The sequence below is a fragment of the Candidatus Poriferisodalis sp. genome, assembly GCF_965208485.1.
Taxonomy (GTDB): domain Bacteria; phylum Actinomycetota; class Acidimicrobiia; order Acidimicrobiales; family Poriferisodalaceae; genus Poriferisodalis.
In genome coordinates this window covers 38294-53864 of sequence record NZ_OZ242344.1, presented here as the reverse complement: position 1 = coordinate 53864, position 15571 = coordinate 38294, and the positions used below count along the sequence as shown (strand labels likewise).

At 65.9% G+C, this 15571-nt stretch carries 9 protein-coding genes; 2 read left to right on the top strand and 7 right to left on the bottom strand.

Annotated features, from left to right (window positions below; all coding sequences use genetic code 11):
* Nucleotides 1-44: 44 nt before the first annotated feature.
* The gene (gene uvrA / locus ACOGXQ_RS00290) at nt 45-2903 is read right to left on the bottom strand and encodes an excinuclease ABC subunit UvrA (protein WP_419947437.1); all 2859 of its coding nucleotides are present in this window, start codon (nt 2901-2903) and stop codon (nt 45-47) included.
* A 249-nt stretch (nt 2904-3152) separates the two neighbouring features.
* On the opposite strand from uvrA, the gene ACOGXQ_RS00285 reads away from it, so the two are divergent.
* Nucleotides 3153-4244 carry an S-(hydroxymethyl)mycothiol dehydrogenase gene (locus tag ACOGXQ_RS00285; RefSeq protein WP_419945488.1) on the top strand — a complete coding sequence of 364 codons (1092 nt, stop codon included), beginning with the start codon at nt 3153-3155 and terminating at the stop codon, nt 4242-4244.
* Here ACOGXQ_RS00285 and uvrB read toward each other — a convergent pair.
* Nucleotides 4241-6355 (bottom strand): excinuclease ABC subunit UvrB, encoded by a 2115-nt coding sequence (gene uvrB / locus ACOGXQ_RS00280; RefSeq protein WP_419945487.1) that lies wholly within the window; start codon nt 6353-6355, stop codon nt 4241-4243. The genes ACOGXQ_RS00285 and uvrB overlap by 4 nt on opposite strands.
* A gap of 175 nt (nt 6356-6530) precedes the next feature.
* Between uvrB and ACOGXQ_RS00275 the strand changes: the two genes are divergently transcribed.
* Nucleotides 6531-7019, top strand: a complete 489-nt coding sequence (locus ACOGXQ_RS00275) for a hypothetical protein (RefSeq protein ID WP_419945486.1) — start codon at nt 6531-6533, stop codon at nt 7017-7019.
* Nucleotides 7020-7054: 35 nt separating this feature from the next.
* Here the strand turns inward: ACOGXQ_RS00275 and coaE are convergent, their stop codons facing one another.
* From coaE to ACOGXQ_RS00250, 5 genes are all read right to left on the bottom strand, one after another.
* Nucleotides 7055-7684 carry a dephospho-CoA kinase gene (gene coaE, locus ACOGXQ_RS00270; protein WP_419945485.1) on the bottom strand — a complete coding sequence of 210 codons (630 nt, stop codon included), beginning with the start codon at nt 7682-7684 and terminating at the stop codon, nt 7055-7057.
* A 45-nt stretch (nt 7685-7729) separates the two neighbouring features.
* On the bottom strand, nt 7730-9094 hold the full coding sequence (gene rpsA / locus ACOGXQ_RS00265; protein WP_419947436.1) for a 30S ribosomal protein S1: 1365 nt from the start codon (nt 9092-9094) through the stop codon (nt 7730-7732).
* A 350-nt stretch (nt 9095-9444) separates the two neighbouring features.
* On the bottom strand, nt 9445-11910 hold the full coding sequence (locus ACOGXQ_RS00260; RefSeq protein ID WP_419945484.1) for a cell wall-binding repeat-containing protein: 2466 nt from the start codon (nt 11908-11910) through the stop codon (nt 9445-9447).
* A gap of 157 nt (nt 11911-12067) precedes the next feature.
* The gene (gene polA / locus ACOGXQ_RS00255; RefSeq protein WP_419945483.1) at nt 12068-14788 is read right to left on the bottom strand and encodes a DNA polymerase I; all 2721 of its coding nucleotides are present in this window, start codon (nt 14786-14788) and stop codon (nt 12068-12070) included.
* Between the two features lie 113 nt (nt 14789-14901).
* Nucleotides 14902-15477, bottom strand: coding sequence for an ANTAR domain-containing response regulator (locus tag ACOGXQ_RS00250; protein WP_419945482.1), 576 nt, complete (start codon nt 15475-15477; stop codon nt 14902-14904).
* Nucleotides 15478-15571: the final 94 nt, after the last annotated feature.

The following is a 15571-nucleotide window of genomic DNA, read 5'->3' as shown; positions in this document are numbered from 1 at the left end:
GGAGCGCGAGCTCACACGACCGGGGCAGCCCGTTCTGAGGTCGCTCAGCCGACCAACGGAGCGAGGTACCGACCGGTGTGCGACTCCGGGACCACTGCGACCTGCTCGGGGGTGCCTGCGGCCACGACCGTGCCGCCTCCGATGCCGCCCTCGGGACCCATGTCGATAATCCAGTCGGCAGTCTTGATGACGTCGAGGTTGTGCTCGATCACCACCGCAGTGTTGCCGCCCGACACCAACCGGTCGAGCACGCCCAGCAGCCGCCGGATGTCCTCGAAGTGCAATCCGGTGGTCGGTTCGTCCAAGATGTAGATGGTGTGGCCGGTCGACCGCTTCGACAGCTCGCTGGCCAGCTTGACCCGCTGCGCCTCGCCGCCCGACAAGGTCGTGGCGGGCTGTCCCAGCCGGATGTAGCCCAGCCCGACGTCGACGAGGGTCTGCATGTGGCGCTTGATGGACGGCTGTGCACTGAAGAACTCCAAGGCGTCTTCGCAGGGCATCCCGAGCACATCGGCGATCGTCATGCCTTTGAACCGGATCTCCAGGGTCTCGCGGTTGTAGCGAGCACCCTTGCATACCTCGCATGGCACATACACATCGGGCAGGAAGTGCATCTCGATCTTGATGGTCCCGTCACCGGCGCAAGCTTCGCAGCGACCGCCCTTGACGTTGAAGCTGAACCTTCCCGGCAGGTAGCCGCGCACCTTGGCCTCGTTGGTCGCGGCGAAGAGCTTGCGGATGTGGTCGAAGACGCCGGTGTAGGTGGCCGGATTCGAGCGAGGCGTCCGGCCGATCGGCGACTGGTCGATGTCGATCACCTTGTCGAGCGCCTCAGCCCCCTCGATGGAGGTGTGCAGCCCGGGAACCCCCTTGGACGAGTAGATCCGCTGCATCAGCGCCTTGTAGAGAATCTCGTTGACCAGCGTGCTCTTGCCCGACCCGGACACGCCGGTCACGCAGATGAAGCATCCCAGCGGGAATTCCACATCGATCGTGCGCAGGTTGTGCTCGCGTGCGCCGCGCACGACGAGGCGGTCCATCCCCAACGGACGACGCGACGGCGGCACCGGGATCTCCCGGATGCCGGCGAGGTACTCCCCGGTCACCGATCCGGGCGCAGATGCCAGACCGTCGGTCGGGCCGCTGTAGACGATCTCTCCCCCGTGCTCGCCGGCACCGGGGCCGATGTCGACCACCCAGTCAGCCACCGAGATGGTCTCGAGATCGTGCTCCACCACCAGCACGGTGTTGCCGAGATCACGCAGGTGCAGCAGCGTGTCGATGAGCCGTCGGTTGTCACGCTGGTGCAGCCCGATCGAGGGTTCGTCGAGCACGTACAGCACGCCTTCGAGCCCGCTTCCGATCTGGCTGGCAAGGCGGATGCGCTGGGCCTCGCCGCCTGCCAGCGTCGCCGCCGAACGGTTCAGCGTGAGGTAGTCGAGGCCCACATCGAGCAGGAAGTTCAGGCGCGCGTCGATCTCCTTGATGATCGGCGCTGCGATGATGCGCTGGCGCTCGGTGAGCTCGAGACCGTCGACGATCTTGGCAGCCTCGCCGATGGACGCGGAGCAGAGCTCGAAGATGTTCCGCCCCGCAACCCGCACAGCGAGCGACACCTCATTGAGCCGGGCCCCGCCGCAGCCGCCGCAGGGCACCTCGCGCATGTACCCCTCGATGCGGTTGCGCGACCAGTCGCTCTCGGTATCCGCGTGGCGGCGGCGCAGGAACGGGATGACGCCTTCGTATCGAGTCGTGTAGCTGCGCGATCGGCCGTAGCGGTTGCGGTAGCGCACCGTGATCTGCTGGCCCGGCGGTGCACCCTCGAGCAGCAGCGTGCGATGGTCCTCCTCTAGCTGCGACCACGGAACGTCGAGCGCGATGCCGTACTCCTCGCCGACCGCTTCGAGCAGCCGTGTGAACCACTTGCCGGTCGCTCCGGCCCAAGGGGCGAGCGCCCCGGCGGCCACGGTCAGCTCGGTGTTCGGCACCACGAGCTCGGGATCGACCTCGTATCGCGTGCCGAGACCATCGCAGGTGTCGCACGCGCCATAGGGCGAGTTGAACGAGAAGTTCCGCGGCGCCAGATCCTCGAACGAGCGGCCCGTCGTCGGCGAGTACAGATGCTGGCTGAAGGTAAGCGTCTCGGCCGAGTCGTCCTGAGTCCCGTTTCCGCCCTGCGGCACAAGATTGATCCACACGTGCCCGTCGGCCAGCCCGAGTGCAGCCTCCACGGATTCGGTCAAGCGCTGGGAGATATCGCCGCGCATCACGAGCCGGTCCACGATCACCTCGATGTCGTGGTTGACGTAGCGATCCAGGCGGCCGATCTCGTCGACGTTGCCGAGGTCCAGCACCTCGCCGTCGACCCGGACCCGGGCATAACCTTGGCGGGCGAAGTCGCCGAGTTGAGTGTGATAGTCGCCCTTGCGGCCGCGCACGACCGGTGCCAGCACTTCGAATCGGGATCCCGCAGGCAGCTCGGTGATCCGGTCCACGATCTGCTGGGCCGTCTGGCGCTCGACCACTTCTCCGGTCTGCGGGTCGTGCTGGATGCCGATGCGGGCGTAGAGCAGCCGCAGGTAGTCGTAGACCTCGGTGATCGTGCCGACGGTCGAGCGAGGGTTGCGGCTGGCACTCTTCTGGTCAATCGAGATCGCCGGCGAGAGGCCTTCCAGGAAATCCACATCGGGCTTGTCCATCTGGCCGAGGAACTGCCGGGCGTAGGCCGACAGCGACTCCACGTAGCGCCGCTGCCCTTCTGCATAGATAGTGTCAAACGCCAGCGACGACTTGCCGCTGCCAGACAGCCCGGTGAACACGATCATGCGATCACGGGGCAATTCGACGTTCACGCTGCGCAGGTTGTGCTCACGCGCACCGCGGACGATCAGCCTCTCACCCATCCTGTCGCCCATCTTTCTGGCGCCCGCCTCGTGGCTCCTGCGGTTCTGGCGCCGACCCGCGATCCTACCTGTGCCCCGTTGCTGCTTCCCGGACACAAACACTGGTTCGAATTGCCCCGGACACGGCTGCTAGCTCAGTCTCTTGACCGACGCGCCGACATGCAGAACTAGGGTCGCGATCACGCACACCAGTGCACGGCGGGCGCCGACAGGGCACCCACCAGAGACATTCGCGAACAGGGAGCGGTCATGGGTCACGAAGTACGAGGAGTCGTGGCAAAGGCTGCGGGTGAACCGGTCAGCGTCGAGACCATCACAGTTCCCGACCCCGGACCGGGCGAGGTAATCGTCGATGTGCAGGCATGCGGCGTCTGCCACACCGATCTGCACTACCGGGAGGGCGCCATCAACGACGAGTTCCCGTTCCTGCTCGGGCATGAGGCAGCGGGCGTTGTCTCAGAGACAGGTGACGGCGTCACCGGCGTTGCGGTCGGCGACTTCGTCATCCTCAACTGGCGGGCAGTGTGCAGCAACTGCCGGTCGTGCGACCGGGGTCGCCCTTGGTACTGCTTCTCGACGCACAACGCCGCGCAGAAGATGACGCTCGACGGCGTCGAGCTCTCCCCCGCGCTGGGCATCGGCGCGTTCGCCGAGAAGACGCTGGTGGCCGCCGGCCAAGCCACGAAGGTGGATCCAACCGCTCCGCCCGAGGTGGCCGGGCTCATCGGCTGCGGCGTCATGGCGGGCCTCGGAGCGGCGATGAACACCGGCGGCGTCGGCCGCGGCGACAGCGTGGCCGTCTTCGGCTGCGGTGGGGTGGGCGACGCGGCGATCTGCGGGGCTCGCCTCGCAGGGGCGCACACGATCATCGGCATCGACATCGACGACCGCAAACTCGAATGGGCTCGGACCTTCGGCGCCACCCACACGATCAACTCCGCGCGGATGAGCAATGACGAGGTCGTCGCAGCCGTCCGAGAACTGACGGGCGGAAACGGCGTGGACGTCGCCATCGAGGCCGTGGGCCTGCCGCAGACCTACGAGCAGGCGTTCTACGCCCGCGATCTGGCCGGCACCGTCGTGCTGGTCGGCGTGCCGAACCCCACGATGAAGATCGAGCTGCCGATGATCGAGGTGTTCGGGCGCGGCGGCTCGCTCAAGAGTTCGTGGTACGGCGACTGTCTGCCCAGCCGTGACTTCCCGATGCTCATCGACCTGCACCTGCAGGACCGCCTGCCGCTCGACCAGTTTGTCAGCGAGACCATCGGCATCGACGGCGTCGAGGAGTCCTTCGAGAAGATGGAACGCGGCGAAGTGCTGCGCTCCGTGGTCGTGCTCTAGGCGCTTGCGTCGCGGAGGTCTCGCCTGAGCTCTCGTAGCTCGTCGCGCAGCCGGGCTGCGTACTCGAAGCGAAGGTCCGCAGCGGCCTCAGCCATCTCTTCTTCCAGCGAGACGATGAGCCGTGTCAGATCATCGGGCGGCAGGTCGCCATAAGCGGCCTTCATCCGTTCTGCCGTCACGCGTCCTGACACCAGTTTCTCGGGCACCGGTGCGGATTCGGCTGGGCCTCGCAGCACTTCGAGGATGTCGGTGACCGCCTTGCGGATGGTCTGCGGATCGATGCCGTGCTCAGCGTTGTACGCCTGCTGCAAGCCCCGCCTGCGGTTCGTCTCGAACACGGCGCGTTGCATCGACGGGGTGATCTCGTCCGCATACATCACGACCTGTCCGTCCACGTTGCGCGCAGCACGCCCGATGGTCTGGATCAGCGACGTCTCGCTGCGCAGGAAGCCCTCCTTGTCGGCGTCGAGGATCGCCACCAAGCTCACCTCGGGCAAATCGAGTCCCTCTCGCAGCAAGTTGATGCCCACGAGCACGTCGAAGTGCCCGAGCCTCAGGTCCCGCAGAATCTCGATGCGCTCGATGGTGTCAATCTCGCTGTGGAGGTAGCGCACCCGCACTCCCAGTTCGAGCAGATAGTCGGTCAGGTCCTCGGCCATCTTCTTCGTCAGCGTGGTGACGAGCACGCGCTGACCATCGGTGGTGACCCGCTCGATCTCGCCCATCAAGTCGTCGATCTGGCCGTTCGTGGGCCGTACGACGATCTCGGGGTCGACCAACCCGGTGGGCCGAACGATCTGGGAGACCACCTGGCTGGACGTCCTCAGCTCATAGTCCCCTGGGGTGGCCGACAGGAAGATCACCTGATTGAGCCGGTCCATCACCTCGTCGAAGCGCAGCGGCCGGTTGTCCCGGGCGGAAGGCAGGCGGAATCCGTGCTCCACCAAGGTGTCCTTGCGCCGCCGGTCGCCTGCGAACTGGCCGTGCAGCTGCGGTACGGCGACGTGGCTCTCGTCGATGACCATCAGGAAGTCGTCGGGAAAGAAGTCCAGCAGCGTGTACGGGGGCTCGTCGTAGGTCCGCCCGTCGAGATGCATCGAGTAGTTCTCGACACCGTTGCAATAGCCCAGCTCGCCCAGCATCTCGAGGTCGTACTCGGTGCGCATCCGCAGCCGCTGCGCCTCCAGCAGCTTGTTCTCCTTCTCGAAGAACTGCAGCCGTTCGGCCATCTCGACCTCGATCTTGCCGATCGCCGCACGCAGCTTGTCGCCGCCGGTGACGTAATGCGACGCAGGAAAGATCGTGATCTCTTCCAGCTCGCCCAGCCGCTCGCCCGTAAGGGGATCGATGCGGCTGATGCGGTCGATCTCATCGCCGAACAGCTCGACTCGCACGAGGAACTCCTCGTAGGCCGGGTGGACCTCGAGCGTGTCGCCCCGCACCCGGAATCGGCCTCGGATGAGGTTCATGTCGTTGCGCTCGTACTGCATGTCGACGAGCCGGCCCAGTACCGAACGCTGATCGACGATCTCGCCCACCCGCAGGTAGAGCATCTGGCGCAGGTACTCCTCGGGAGCACCGAGTCCGTAGATGGCCGAGACCGATGCCACAACGATGACGTCGCGGCGGGTCAGCAGCGCGGCAGTGGCCGAGTGCCGCAGCCGGTCGATCTCGTCGTTGACGGTGGAATCCTTCTCGATGTAGGTGTCCGACGCCGGCATGTAGGCCTCGGGCTGGTAGTAGTCGTAGTAGGAGACGAAGTACTCGACGCGGTTGTCGGGGAAGAACTCGCGGAACTCGTTCGCGAGCTGAGCAGCCAACGACTTGTTCGGCGCGAGCACCAGGGTGGGACGCTGCGTGCGCTCGATCGTCCACGCGATCGTCGCGCTCTTGCCCGAGCCGGTGATGCCCAGCAGCGTCTGGAAGCGGTCTCCACGATCGATGCCCTGTGCCAGCTCGGCCACGGCGCGCGGCTGATCCCCAGCAGGATCGAATCCAGCGGACACTCGAAAGGAATGAGCCGTCGTCGGCTCGGGCAACCACGGACGGACCCGGGGATCTTCGAAGCCGGTTGCGTCCTGCTGCGACGGTGCCGCCGAGACGGATGCCATGCAGTGCAGGCTACGGGTGAGTCGCCACGCGATTCCGCCGACGATCAACCGCTCTGCGACGCCGGGAACATTGCTCGGACAGCAGTACCTTCGGTTGAGGGGCCGATGTGGTTATCCTGCCGCCCTGATTGCCTGATCGACCGATTCTGGCTCCACTGCCCGCCCGAGACCGCTCATGAGCCCAGACAACACTGACGAGAACGCGCTTGAGGACGATGCGCTCGGCGATGCATTGCTCCACAAGGACCTCGAACCCCTGAAGGAGGATCTGGAGGCCGAAGAGTTGGCTGCCGGCGATCTCGATGAGAACCCTGACGATGATGACTCGGACGACCTTGACGTGGACGATTCCGCCGAAGACGACGAACCCAGCAGCCGCGAAGTCCCCACCGGCGTGCGGCTGACCGACGATGATGACGACGAGGACGAGGACGAGGAGTTCGAGGCCGATCTCGGCGAGATCCTCAAGGAGCGTCTGGCGTCCGAGGACGATGATGACGACGAGGACGACGCTGTCGGCATTGTCACCGGATCGCGCGCTGGGACCAAGCAGGAAGAGGAGATCCTGTGCGAGGGCTGCTTCCTGCTCATAAAGCCCTCACAATTCGACACGAGATCGCCAGAGCCGAGCTGCCCGCATTGCGGCACTCCGATCTCCTGCTGAGTTCGCGCCGTACCCGTGCCGTCGCCCGTCGGGCGTCAAGCGGGGAACTCGACATGCTCCAGCTCAGCCGCCCACTCGAATGCCGCGCCAATAGCGACCTCCAACTCGTCGAAGCCGCCCGAGTTGTCGATGATCCAGTCAGCGATGGCGAGTCGTTCGGTCCTCGGCAGTTGCGCTGCGATGCGTGCCTTGGCGTCCTCGGCAGAAAAGCCGCGCGCCGACACGAGCCGGTCGATGGCGAGATCTACCGGCGTGTCCACCACCAAGATCCCGCTCGTCCGATAGCGCGGCCTCTGACCATTCGCCAAGCCCTCGCCCAGCAGCGGGATGTCCAGCACGACGATCTGTTCTGTTCCTGCGAGCTTGCCGAGCTGTCGGCGTATCTCACGTCCCACGGGCGGGTGCGTGATCGCATTCAGGTCCGCGAGCGCCTCGCTGTCGGCGAATACCAGTTCGGCCACTGCGCCCCGGTCCAGCGTCCCGTCGGACGCAATGATGTGTGGGCCGAACCGCTCCGCCATCTCGGCAAGAACCGGACTTGACGGCGCCTGCAGGGAGCGGACGATGGCATCAGCGTCGATCAGCGCCGCACCGCGCCGCACGAATCCCGCCGCCACCGTGCTCTTGCCGCTGCCGATGCCGCCCGTCAGGCCGATCGTGATCATCGGCCTCGATGACCGCCAGCGATGGCCTGCGGCGGATCTGACTCGTTACGGGGTCTGGGCGTCGCTCTCGGATTCACCGCCGTCGGCCTCTTGGTTCTCGTAGTGCGCGAGCGCTTGGCGGTAGGCCTCCTCGCCATGCTCTTCGTAGTACTCGCGCCAAGCACGCTCGGCTTCTGACTCCTCACCGTCGGACGGCGTCTCATAGCTGAATTCGCCGATGAAGTTGCCTTCCTCGTCGTAGGCGTGATCGCCGAACGCATCGCGGTATTCCTCCGCGACGACACCACCCTCGGCCGCCTGCTTGATCGACAAGCTGATGCGACGACGCTGCAGGTCCAGATCGATGATCTTCACCCACAGCTCCTCGCCCGGAGTGACGACCTGCTCGGGCATCTCGACATGGTGCGCCGACATCTCCGAGATGTGCACGAGGCCCTCGATACCATCGCCGACCTGCACGAAGGCCCCGAACGGCACCAGCTTGGTGACCCGCCCGTAGACGAGCTCTTCGACGCGGTGAGAGCCGGCGAACGCTTCCCAGGGATCTTGTTGTGTGGCCTTGAGCGAGAGCGAGATGCGCTCACGCTCCCGGTCGATCTCGAGCACTTCCACGGTCACCTCGTCGCCGATGCTCACGACCGAACCCGGATGGTCGACGTGCTTCCAGGACAGCTCGGACACATGGATGAGGCCGTCCATGCCGCCGAGATCGACGAAGGCGCCGAAGCTGACCACCGACGACACCCGGCCAGTCCGCCGCTCGCCCCGGCGAAGATCGCGCAGGAATCCTTCCCGCTCTTCCTTGAGGCTCTCCTCCAGCCAGGCACGCCGGCTGAGCACGACATTGTTGCGGTTCTTGTCCAGCTCGATGATCTTGGCCTCGAGTTCCTGGCCGACGTAGGGGGCGAGGTCTCGAACCCGCCGGAGCTCCACCAGCGACGCAGGCAGGAATCCGCGCAGTCCGATGTCGACGATCAGCCCGCCCTTGACGACCTCGATGACGGGACCCTTGACGACCCCGTTGGACTCACGGATCTCCTCGATCCGGCCCCAAGCACGCTCGTACTGTGCCCGCTTCTTGGACAGCACCAAGCGACCGTCAGGATCTTCCTTCTGCAAGACGAGCGCTTCGATCTGGTCACCCACCTCGACGACATCGGACGGGTCGATGTCATGGCGGATGGAGAGCTCTCGCGACGGGATGACCCCCTCGGACTTGAACCCAATGTCCAGCAGCACCTCGTCGCGGTCCACACGGACGATCGTGCCCGCCACGATGTCGCCATCGCCGAATTCGACGATGGTCTGCGCGATCGCTTCCTCGAAGGAGACTTCGCCGAGGTCATCGGACGCGATGGCTCTCGGCACGTACTCGCCTGCATCGGTGAAGGTGCCGAAGTCGTTCGTCAGAGCGCCGTTCGCCCCGTCGGCAGTGCCACTAGCGCTCACCGGCGGGTCTGATGTGGCATCAAGGGATTCCTCGATGGCCGGGTCTTCGAAAGCGGGGACGAATGCGTCGGTCACGGTGGGGGCGCTCTGGTCGGAATCACGGGCGCCGACGGCTGAGCCTGCCGCATACAGCGCACCGAGAGGCTACCGGCACGCCCCGCTGCCGCCCCCGAGGACTCAGGTTCTGAACCCAGATGCACCGGAGGGATGTGGAGTCAGCGCCGCGTCAGGCACCCGAGCGCCGACAGGCCCAAGCTCTCACCGGCCTGCTCCACGCGGGAACGCAAAGCGCCGCGTTGTCGGGGTGCGGGTCAGTCTTGGGTGAGGATGTGCCGGGCTGCTCGGACGGCGGTGTCGGTGCGGTCCTGGCCGCTGATGCGCTCGATGCCAGTGCCGTCGGGCGCTGCCGCGGCGACAGCGTCGCGGACCTCGTCGCTGACCGCCGAGCGGCCCCCGACGATGATCACCGACACCGGCTCGTACTCGTCGATGACCGCCTCCGCGGCCCCGGACAGCACCCCCGCCGCGGTGTAGACCACAGCCGCGTCGTCGGTCACCGCCGCCAACGCAGCCGCCACGCCCACATCAGCCGCGGACCAGCCGTTCGCCACCACCAACGTGACCCCGCCGGCCGAAGCGGGGTCGCCCAGCACCCGCCGCGCCGCGGCCGCCGCAGTCTCCACACGATCCTGCCCGGTCACACGCGACACACTCGCCTGCTCACCCGCCGCCTCCCGAGCCTGCTGCTCCGCGGCCGCGCTGACCGCCGCCACGCCGCCCACCAGCACCACCTCCTCGGTGGGATACTCCCGCAGCAACGCAGCCGACTCCTCAGCCAACGCATCACCGCCGGTGTACAACACCGCCGCCCGGCCCCCGCCGGCAGCCGCCAACGCAGCCGCCACGCCCGCATCAGCCGCGGACCAGCCATTCGCGACCACAAACGTGACCCCGCCGCCCGCGACACCGCCCAGCGACTCCCGCGCCGCAGCCGCCGCAGTCGCGACACGGTCCGGCCCCGAGACCCGTCGCACCTCAGAACCCTCCGACACAGCGCGGATCTCGCTCACCACCGCCCGCGACACCGCCGCCGGGCCGCCCACCACCAGCACCTCAGCCGGCAGCGCATCCCCCAACAGCCTCTCCACCCCCGCGGGCAACTCCCCCTCAGCGACATACACCACCGCGCCGCCCTCACGAGCCGCCAGCACCGACGCCGTGCCCACATCAGCAGGACTCCACCCATCAGCCACCACCAACGTCGCCACACCCACATCCAAACCAGAACCGCCGCCCGCACTGCCAGTGCCGACGCGGTTGCCGCTGTTGCTCGTATCGTCGGCCACGATGGTGTCGGGCGTGTCGTTGTCGGACGCAGTGTCGTCGTCGGACGCAGTGTCGTCGGGAGGCGTACTGGTGTCGGGAGGCGTACTGGTGTCGGGAGGCGTACTGGTGTCAGGCGGACCGTCGCTGCCAGGCGGACCGTTGTCTGGCATCATGTCTTGGGCACTGCATTCGCTCAGACCGAGTTCCTGTCCGCTCAGCAGACTTGCCAACGCGACAGGAATACACCCCGACAAGTCGTTGCCGGACAGCAAGAGTTTGCTGAGCCCGGACAGATCGCCCAGATCAGGCGGAATCGGACCGGTCAGATCATTGTTGTACAGAGCGAGCGTGGTGAGCTTGGAAAGGTCACCCAGATCAGACGGAATCTCACCCGACAGCCTGTTGTCATACAGGAGGAGAAAGACGAGGTTGGAGAGCCGCCCCAGTTCGGACGGGATCTCACCCGACAGCCTGTTTGATTGCAGCCAGAGATGTCCGAGCCTGGACAAATCGCCCAGATCAGACGGGATCTCACCTGACAGCCTGTTCGTGTCCAGCGAGAGCCAAGTGAGGTTGGAAAGGTCACCCAGATCAGACGGAATCTCACCCGACAGCCTGTTGCCGGACAGCGCGAACTCGGTGAGGTTGGAGAGATCGCCCAACTCGGACGGAATCTCACCCGACAGCCTGTTGTAATTCAGCACAAGTGAGGTGAGGCTGGACAGGCTGCCCAACTGAGACGGGATCTCACCCGACAGATCATTCGAAGCCAGCACGAGGTGGGTGAGGTTGGACAGGCTGCCCAACTGAGACGGGATCTCACCCGACAGATCATTGCCGGACAGCGAGAGTTCGGTGAGGTTGGACAGGCTGCCCAACTGAGACGGGATCTCACCCGACAGATCATTGTTGGACAGCGAGAGCTCGGTGAGGTTGGAGAGATCGCCCAGCTCAGACGGGATCTCACCCGACAGACTATGACCGAGCAGTCGAAGGTGGGTGAGGCCGACGAGATTGCCCAGCTCGGACGGGATCTCACCCGACAGATGATTACCGGACTGCCGCTCGTGTAGGAATACGAGGCTGGTGACGCGAGCGGGATCGCCCGAGACGGTGATTCCGTCCCAGTCGGACATCGCTACGGAAGTGCTCCAGTTCAGCGGATCGGCGCTAGTGCCGACAAGGACCGGCTTCGCCGCGAGCAGATTGTCGCAGTCGGCGATGAGGCCAGAGTCGGTCGTGGAATCCGACACCGCAGCAGTACCCGAGCACACAGCATCAGCCTGAGCCGCAGCAGGCCCGCCCAGCCCGAGAACTGTCACCGCAGCAACAACGAGCACCTGCACCGACGCCGTCGACACGAGCCGATGCATCCTCGCGTTCATCCCGACAAGAGGGCCGCAACGCTGAGACCAGCCCCGATGAGCAGGCCAAGTCAGGTCAAACTTCATCACTTGCAACCTTCCTCGTCTGCAACAATCACAACCCTGAAAGACAGGCAGAAACGAATGTCAAAAAGTAGATGTTAGACCGCCAGTCTCCCTCCACCGACACCACACCGCCATCAACAACACACTCGCCGCACCGACCCAACCGGTGGATCTGGGCTTAGCCCTTGGCGTCCGCCCAGGTGGCGCCGGTCGTCACATGCACTTCCAGTGGCACCGCCAGATCGGCCGCGTTGCGCATCGTGGTCGCCGTCAGCTCGGTCACCTCGGCGGACTCGGGCGGATGGACTTCGAGGATGACCTCGTCGTGTACCTGCAACACGAGTCGGCTGGCTGCGGAGCAATCTCGCAGGGCGTCATCCAGCCGGACGAGCGCGACCTTGAAGATGTCCGCTGCGAGACCCTGTATAGGTGCGTTCATTGCCTGGCGCTCGGCTGCTTGGCGGACCCGGAAGTTGCGTGAGCTCAATTCAGGCAGCGGGCGGCGCCGGCCGAACGCCGTCTCGGTGTAGCCCCGCTCACGGCTCTCGGCCACCACCCCGTCCATAAACGAGCGCACTTGCGGGAACGCCTCGAAGTAGGCGTTCAGGATTCCCGTCGCCTCGTCGGTGGACACGCCGAGACGCTGCCCGAGTCCGTAGGCCTCCATCCCGTACGCGAGGCCGTAGCTGACCATTTTCGCGACGGACCGCTGGTGAGGGGAGATTTGTTCGGCCTCGACGCCGAACAGCGATGCGGCAGTCGCGCTGTGAATGTCGTGACCCGCCTCGAAGGCGGACACGAGGCCGGGATCACCGGAGAGGTGAGCGATCACCCGCAGCTCGATCTGGTTGTAGTCGGCGATGAGCAGCTCGAAGCCGCTGGCCGGCACGAAGGCCCGCCGGAACAGCCGACCCTGTTCGGTGCGCACCGGGATGTTGTGCAGGTTCGGGTCCTCGGAGCTGAGCCTGCCGGTGCGGGCCACCGTCTGGTTGAACGTGGCATGTATGCGTTCGTCCGGCCCGACGCATTCCAGCAAGCCGACGCCGTAGGTGGAGCGCAGTTTCTCCGCCTCTCGGTAAGCGAGCAGCTGGTCCGCTATCGGATGCTGGCCCCGCAGCGATTCCAGGGCCGCGGCGTTCGTGGAGTAGCCGGTCTTGGTCTTGCGATGCGGCGGCAGCCCCAGGTCCTCGAACAGCACCTCAGCAAGCTGCTTGGGCGAGTTGACGTTGAGATCGTCCCGTCCCGCCAGCCGCCGAACCTCGGCCTCGAGTGCGCACACCTCGCGTGTGAGGTGATTTCGCAACGTCTCCAGCTCCTCGCGGTCAACGCCGATCCCGGCGACCTCCATGCGCGCGAGAACCGAGATCAGCGGACGCTCGATGTCCCGGTACAGGTCCGACATGCCGAGATCCGCCATCTCGCGCTCGAGGACCGGCGCCAGCATCGCCGCGGCGAGGGCGTCTCGACCTGCGGTGACCTGTCCGAGCGGACCCGAGGCGTCGACGGCGTCGAAATCGAGCCGACCCTCGGTCTCGATCTCGACGAGTTCGGTCCCGCAGTGTCTCGCGAGGAGCGTGCTCAGCTCGCCACGGCCCTCAGGCGGGTGGATGAGGTACGCCGCGATCGACGTATCGACTTCGAGTCCCGCAAGCGTCGAGTCCGCATCGATCCCGCCCGGCAGCCGGGCGAGCGCCCGCATCAGCGGCTTCGCATGGTGGATGTGGATGCCTGGTCCGTCAGGTCCGAGCAGCAGTGCGACCGCAGCTGCCACATCGTCGAGTTCGAGGAACTCTGGGCTGAGCGCCAGCACCGTCCCTTGCGTCGGATTCACGGCAACCGCGAGCACGCCCAACGAGCCGTCGTGCTCAAGTGCGTATCCCATCGCCACGGTCTCGGTCTGCTGCGCCAGCTCGCTGAGCAGCGCCGCCGCTTCTGGCCCGTCCCTCAGCGGCACCAAGTCGACGTCGGCGATCTGGGAGGTCGGCTCAGGACCTGCATCAGGCCCCAGCAAGCCGTCCAGCGATGTGCCCGCCAATGCCTCTCGCAGCCGAGCATGCAGGGTGCCGAACTCCAAGAACTCGAACGTGCGCGTCACGCGGTCGGTGTCGAATCCGCCCCACTGCAGATCGTCCGCAGAGGCATCGATCGGTGCATCGGTGCGCAGTTCCATCAACTCGACGTTGCGGCGCACGTCGTCCTGGTACAACACCAGATTCTCGGCCAGCTTGGGACTCTGCTCTGACGCGGACGCGAGCAGCGCCTCGACGCTGCCGTACTTGTTGAGGAGCTTGGCCGCGGTCTTCTCGCCGACGCCGGGGACGCCCGGCAGGTTGTCCGACGGGTCGCCGCGCAATGCGGCGTACTGCACGTAGAGATCCGGGGTGACGCCGGTGCGCTCGGCGATGCCCGCTTCGTCGTAGAGCGCATAGTCGGTGACGCCCCGCCGGTTGTACAGCACGCGTATGCGCGGATCGCGCACGAGCTGGTACACGTCGCGGTCACCGCTGACGATCAGCACGTCGTCGCCGCGCTGCTCTGCCCCGGTCGCCAGCGTGGCCAGCAGGTCATCGGCTTCGAAGCCCGCACAGTCCACCGCCGGGATGCTCAGAGACTCGAGCACCTGCCGCACGAGGCCGAGCTGATCTATGAGCGTTGCGGGAGTCTCGTCGCGGTGCGCCTTGTACCGCGGTTCGGCTTCATGGCGGAATGTCGGCTCGGGGCGGTCGAAGCACACGGCGATGGCGTCAGGGCGGTGATCGCGCACCAGATTGACCAGCATGGACGTGAACCCGAAGACGGCACCGGTGGGCTGACCCGAACGGGTGCCCATGTCCTCGCCAATGGCGAAGAACGCCCGGTAGGTCAGGGAGTTCCCATCAAGCAGCAGCAGCTTCGACATCAGGTCTCTCCCAACTCGGCGACGCGGCGGTTGCCTCGAGTGCGCCGACTCGATTCTGACTGGCTCGTCTCGGGCTCGCTCGGTTCGGGCCGGCTCGGTTCGGATTGGCGGGTTCAGGGCGTCAGCAGACCATCGATGATCTGCTGAGCGATGTCCCGCATCTTCGCACGGTTTGCCATCGCCGTACTGCGAATGAACTCGAAGGCGTCCTGCTCGGAGAGCCCGAAGTCGTCCATCAGCAGACCCTTGGCGCGCTCAGTGGCCTTGCGCGTCTCCAGCTTCTCCTCGAGGCTCTCGACGGTGTCTTCCAACTCCCTCATCTCGGTGAACCGACCCCAAGCGACCTCGATAGCCGAGACCAACTCCTCCCGCTGGAACGGCTTGACCAAGTACGAGAGCACGCCCGCATCACGTGCCTCGGCGATGAGGTGCCGCTTGCTGAACGCCGTCAGGATGAGCACGGCGGAAGTGCGGTCGCCTGCCACCTCTCGGGCCGCATCCAAGCCGTCCCGTCCAGGCATCTGGATGTCGAAGATGCACACCTCGGGTTGGTGCTGGCGTGCCAGCTCTACGGCCTCGTCCCCACGGCCCGTCTCAGCCACGACGACGTAGCCCTCGTCTTCGAGCATCTCGCGCAGATCGAGCCGGATGATGGCCTCGTCCTCTGCGATCACGACTCGCTTGGACACTCGCGCTCTCCTCGCGGTCAGATCGAACAGGACGGCGCCGCCGGCCCGGCGGCTGCGGATCGATCAGCCTACCGGTCGGGCTGGGAACCCTCCC

Excerpts from the sequence above, each read along its gene's own strand:
- uvrA (WP_419947437.1), bottom strand. The coding sequence starts at position 2,903 with ATGGGTGAGAGGCTGATCGTCCGCGGTGCGCGTGAGCACAACCTGCGC.
- ACOGXQ_RS00285 (WP_419945488.1), top strand. The coding sequence starts at position 3,153 with ATGGGTCACGAAGTACGAGGAGTCGTGGCAAAGGCTGCGGGTGAACCG.
- uvrB (WP_419945487.1), bottom strand. The coding sequence starts at position 6,355 with ATGGCATCCGTCTCGGCGGCACCGTCGCAGCAGGACGCAACCGGCTTC.
- ACOGXQ_RS00275 (WP_419945486.1), top strand. The coding sequence starts at position 6,531 with ATGAGCCCAGACAACACTGACGAGAACGCGCTTGAGGACGATGCGCTC.
- coaE (WP_419945485.1), bottom strand. The coding sequence starts at position 7,684 with ATGATCACGATCGGCCTGACGGGCGGCATCGGCAGCGGCAAGAGCACG.
- ACOGXQ_RS00260 (WP_419945484.1), bottom strand. The coding sequence starts at position 11,910 with ATGAAGTTTGACCTGACTTGGCCTGCTCATCGGGGCTGGTCTCAGCGT.
- polA (WP_419945483.1), bottom strand. The coding sequence starts at position 14,788 with ATGTCGAAGCTGCTGCTGCTTGATGGGAACTCCCTGACCTACCGGGCG.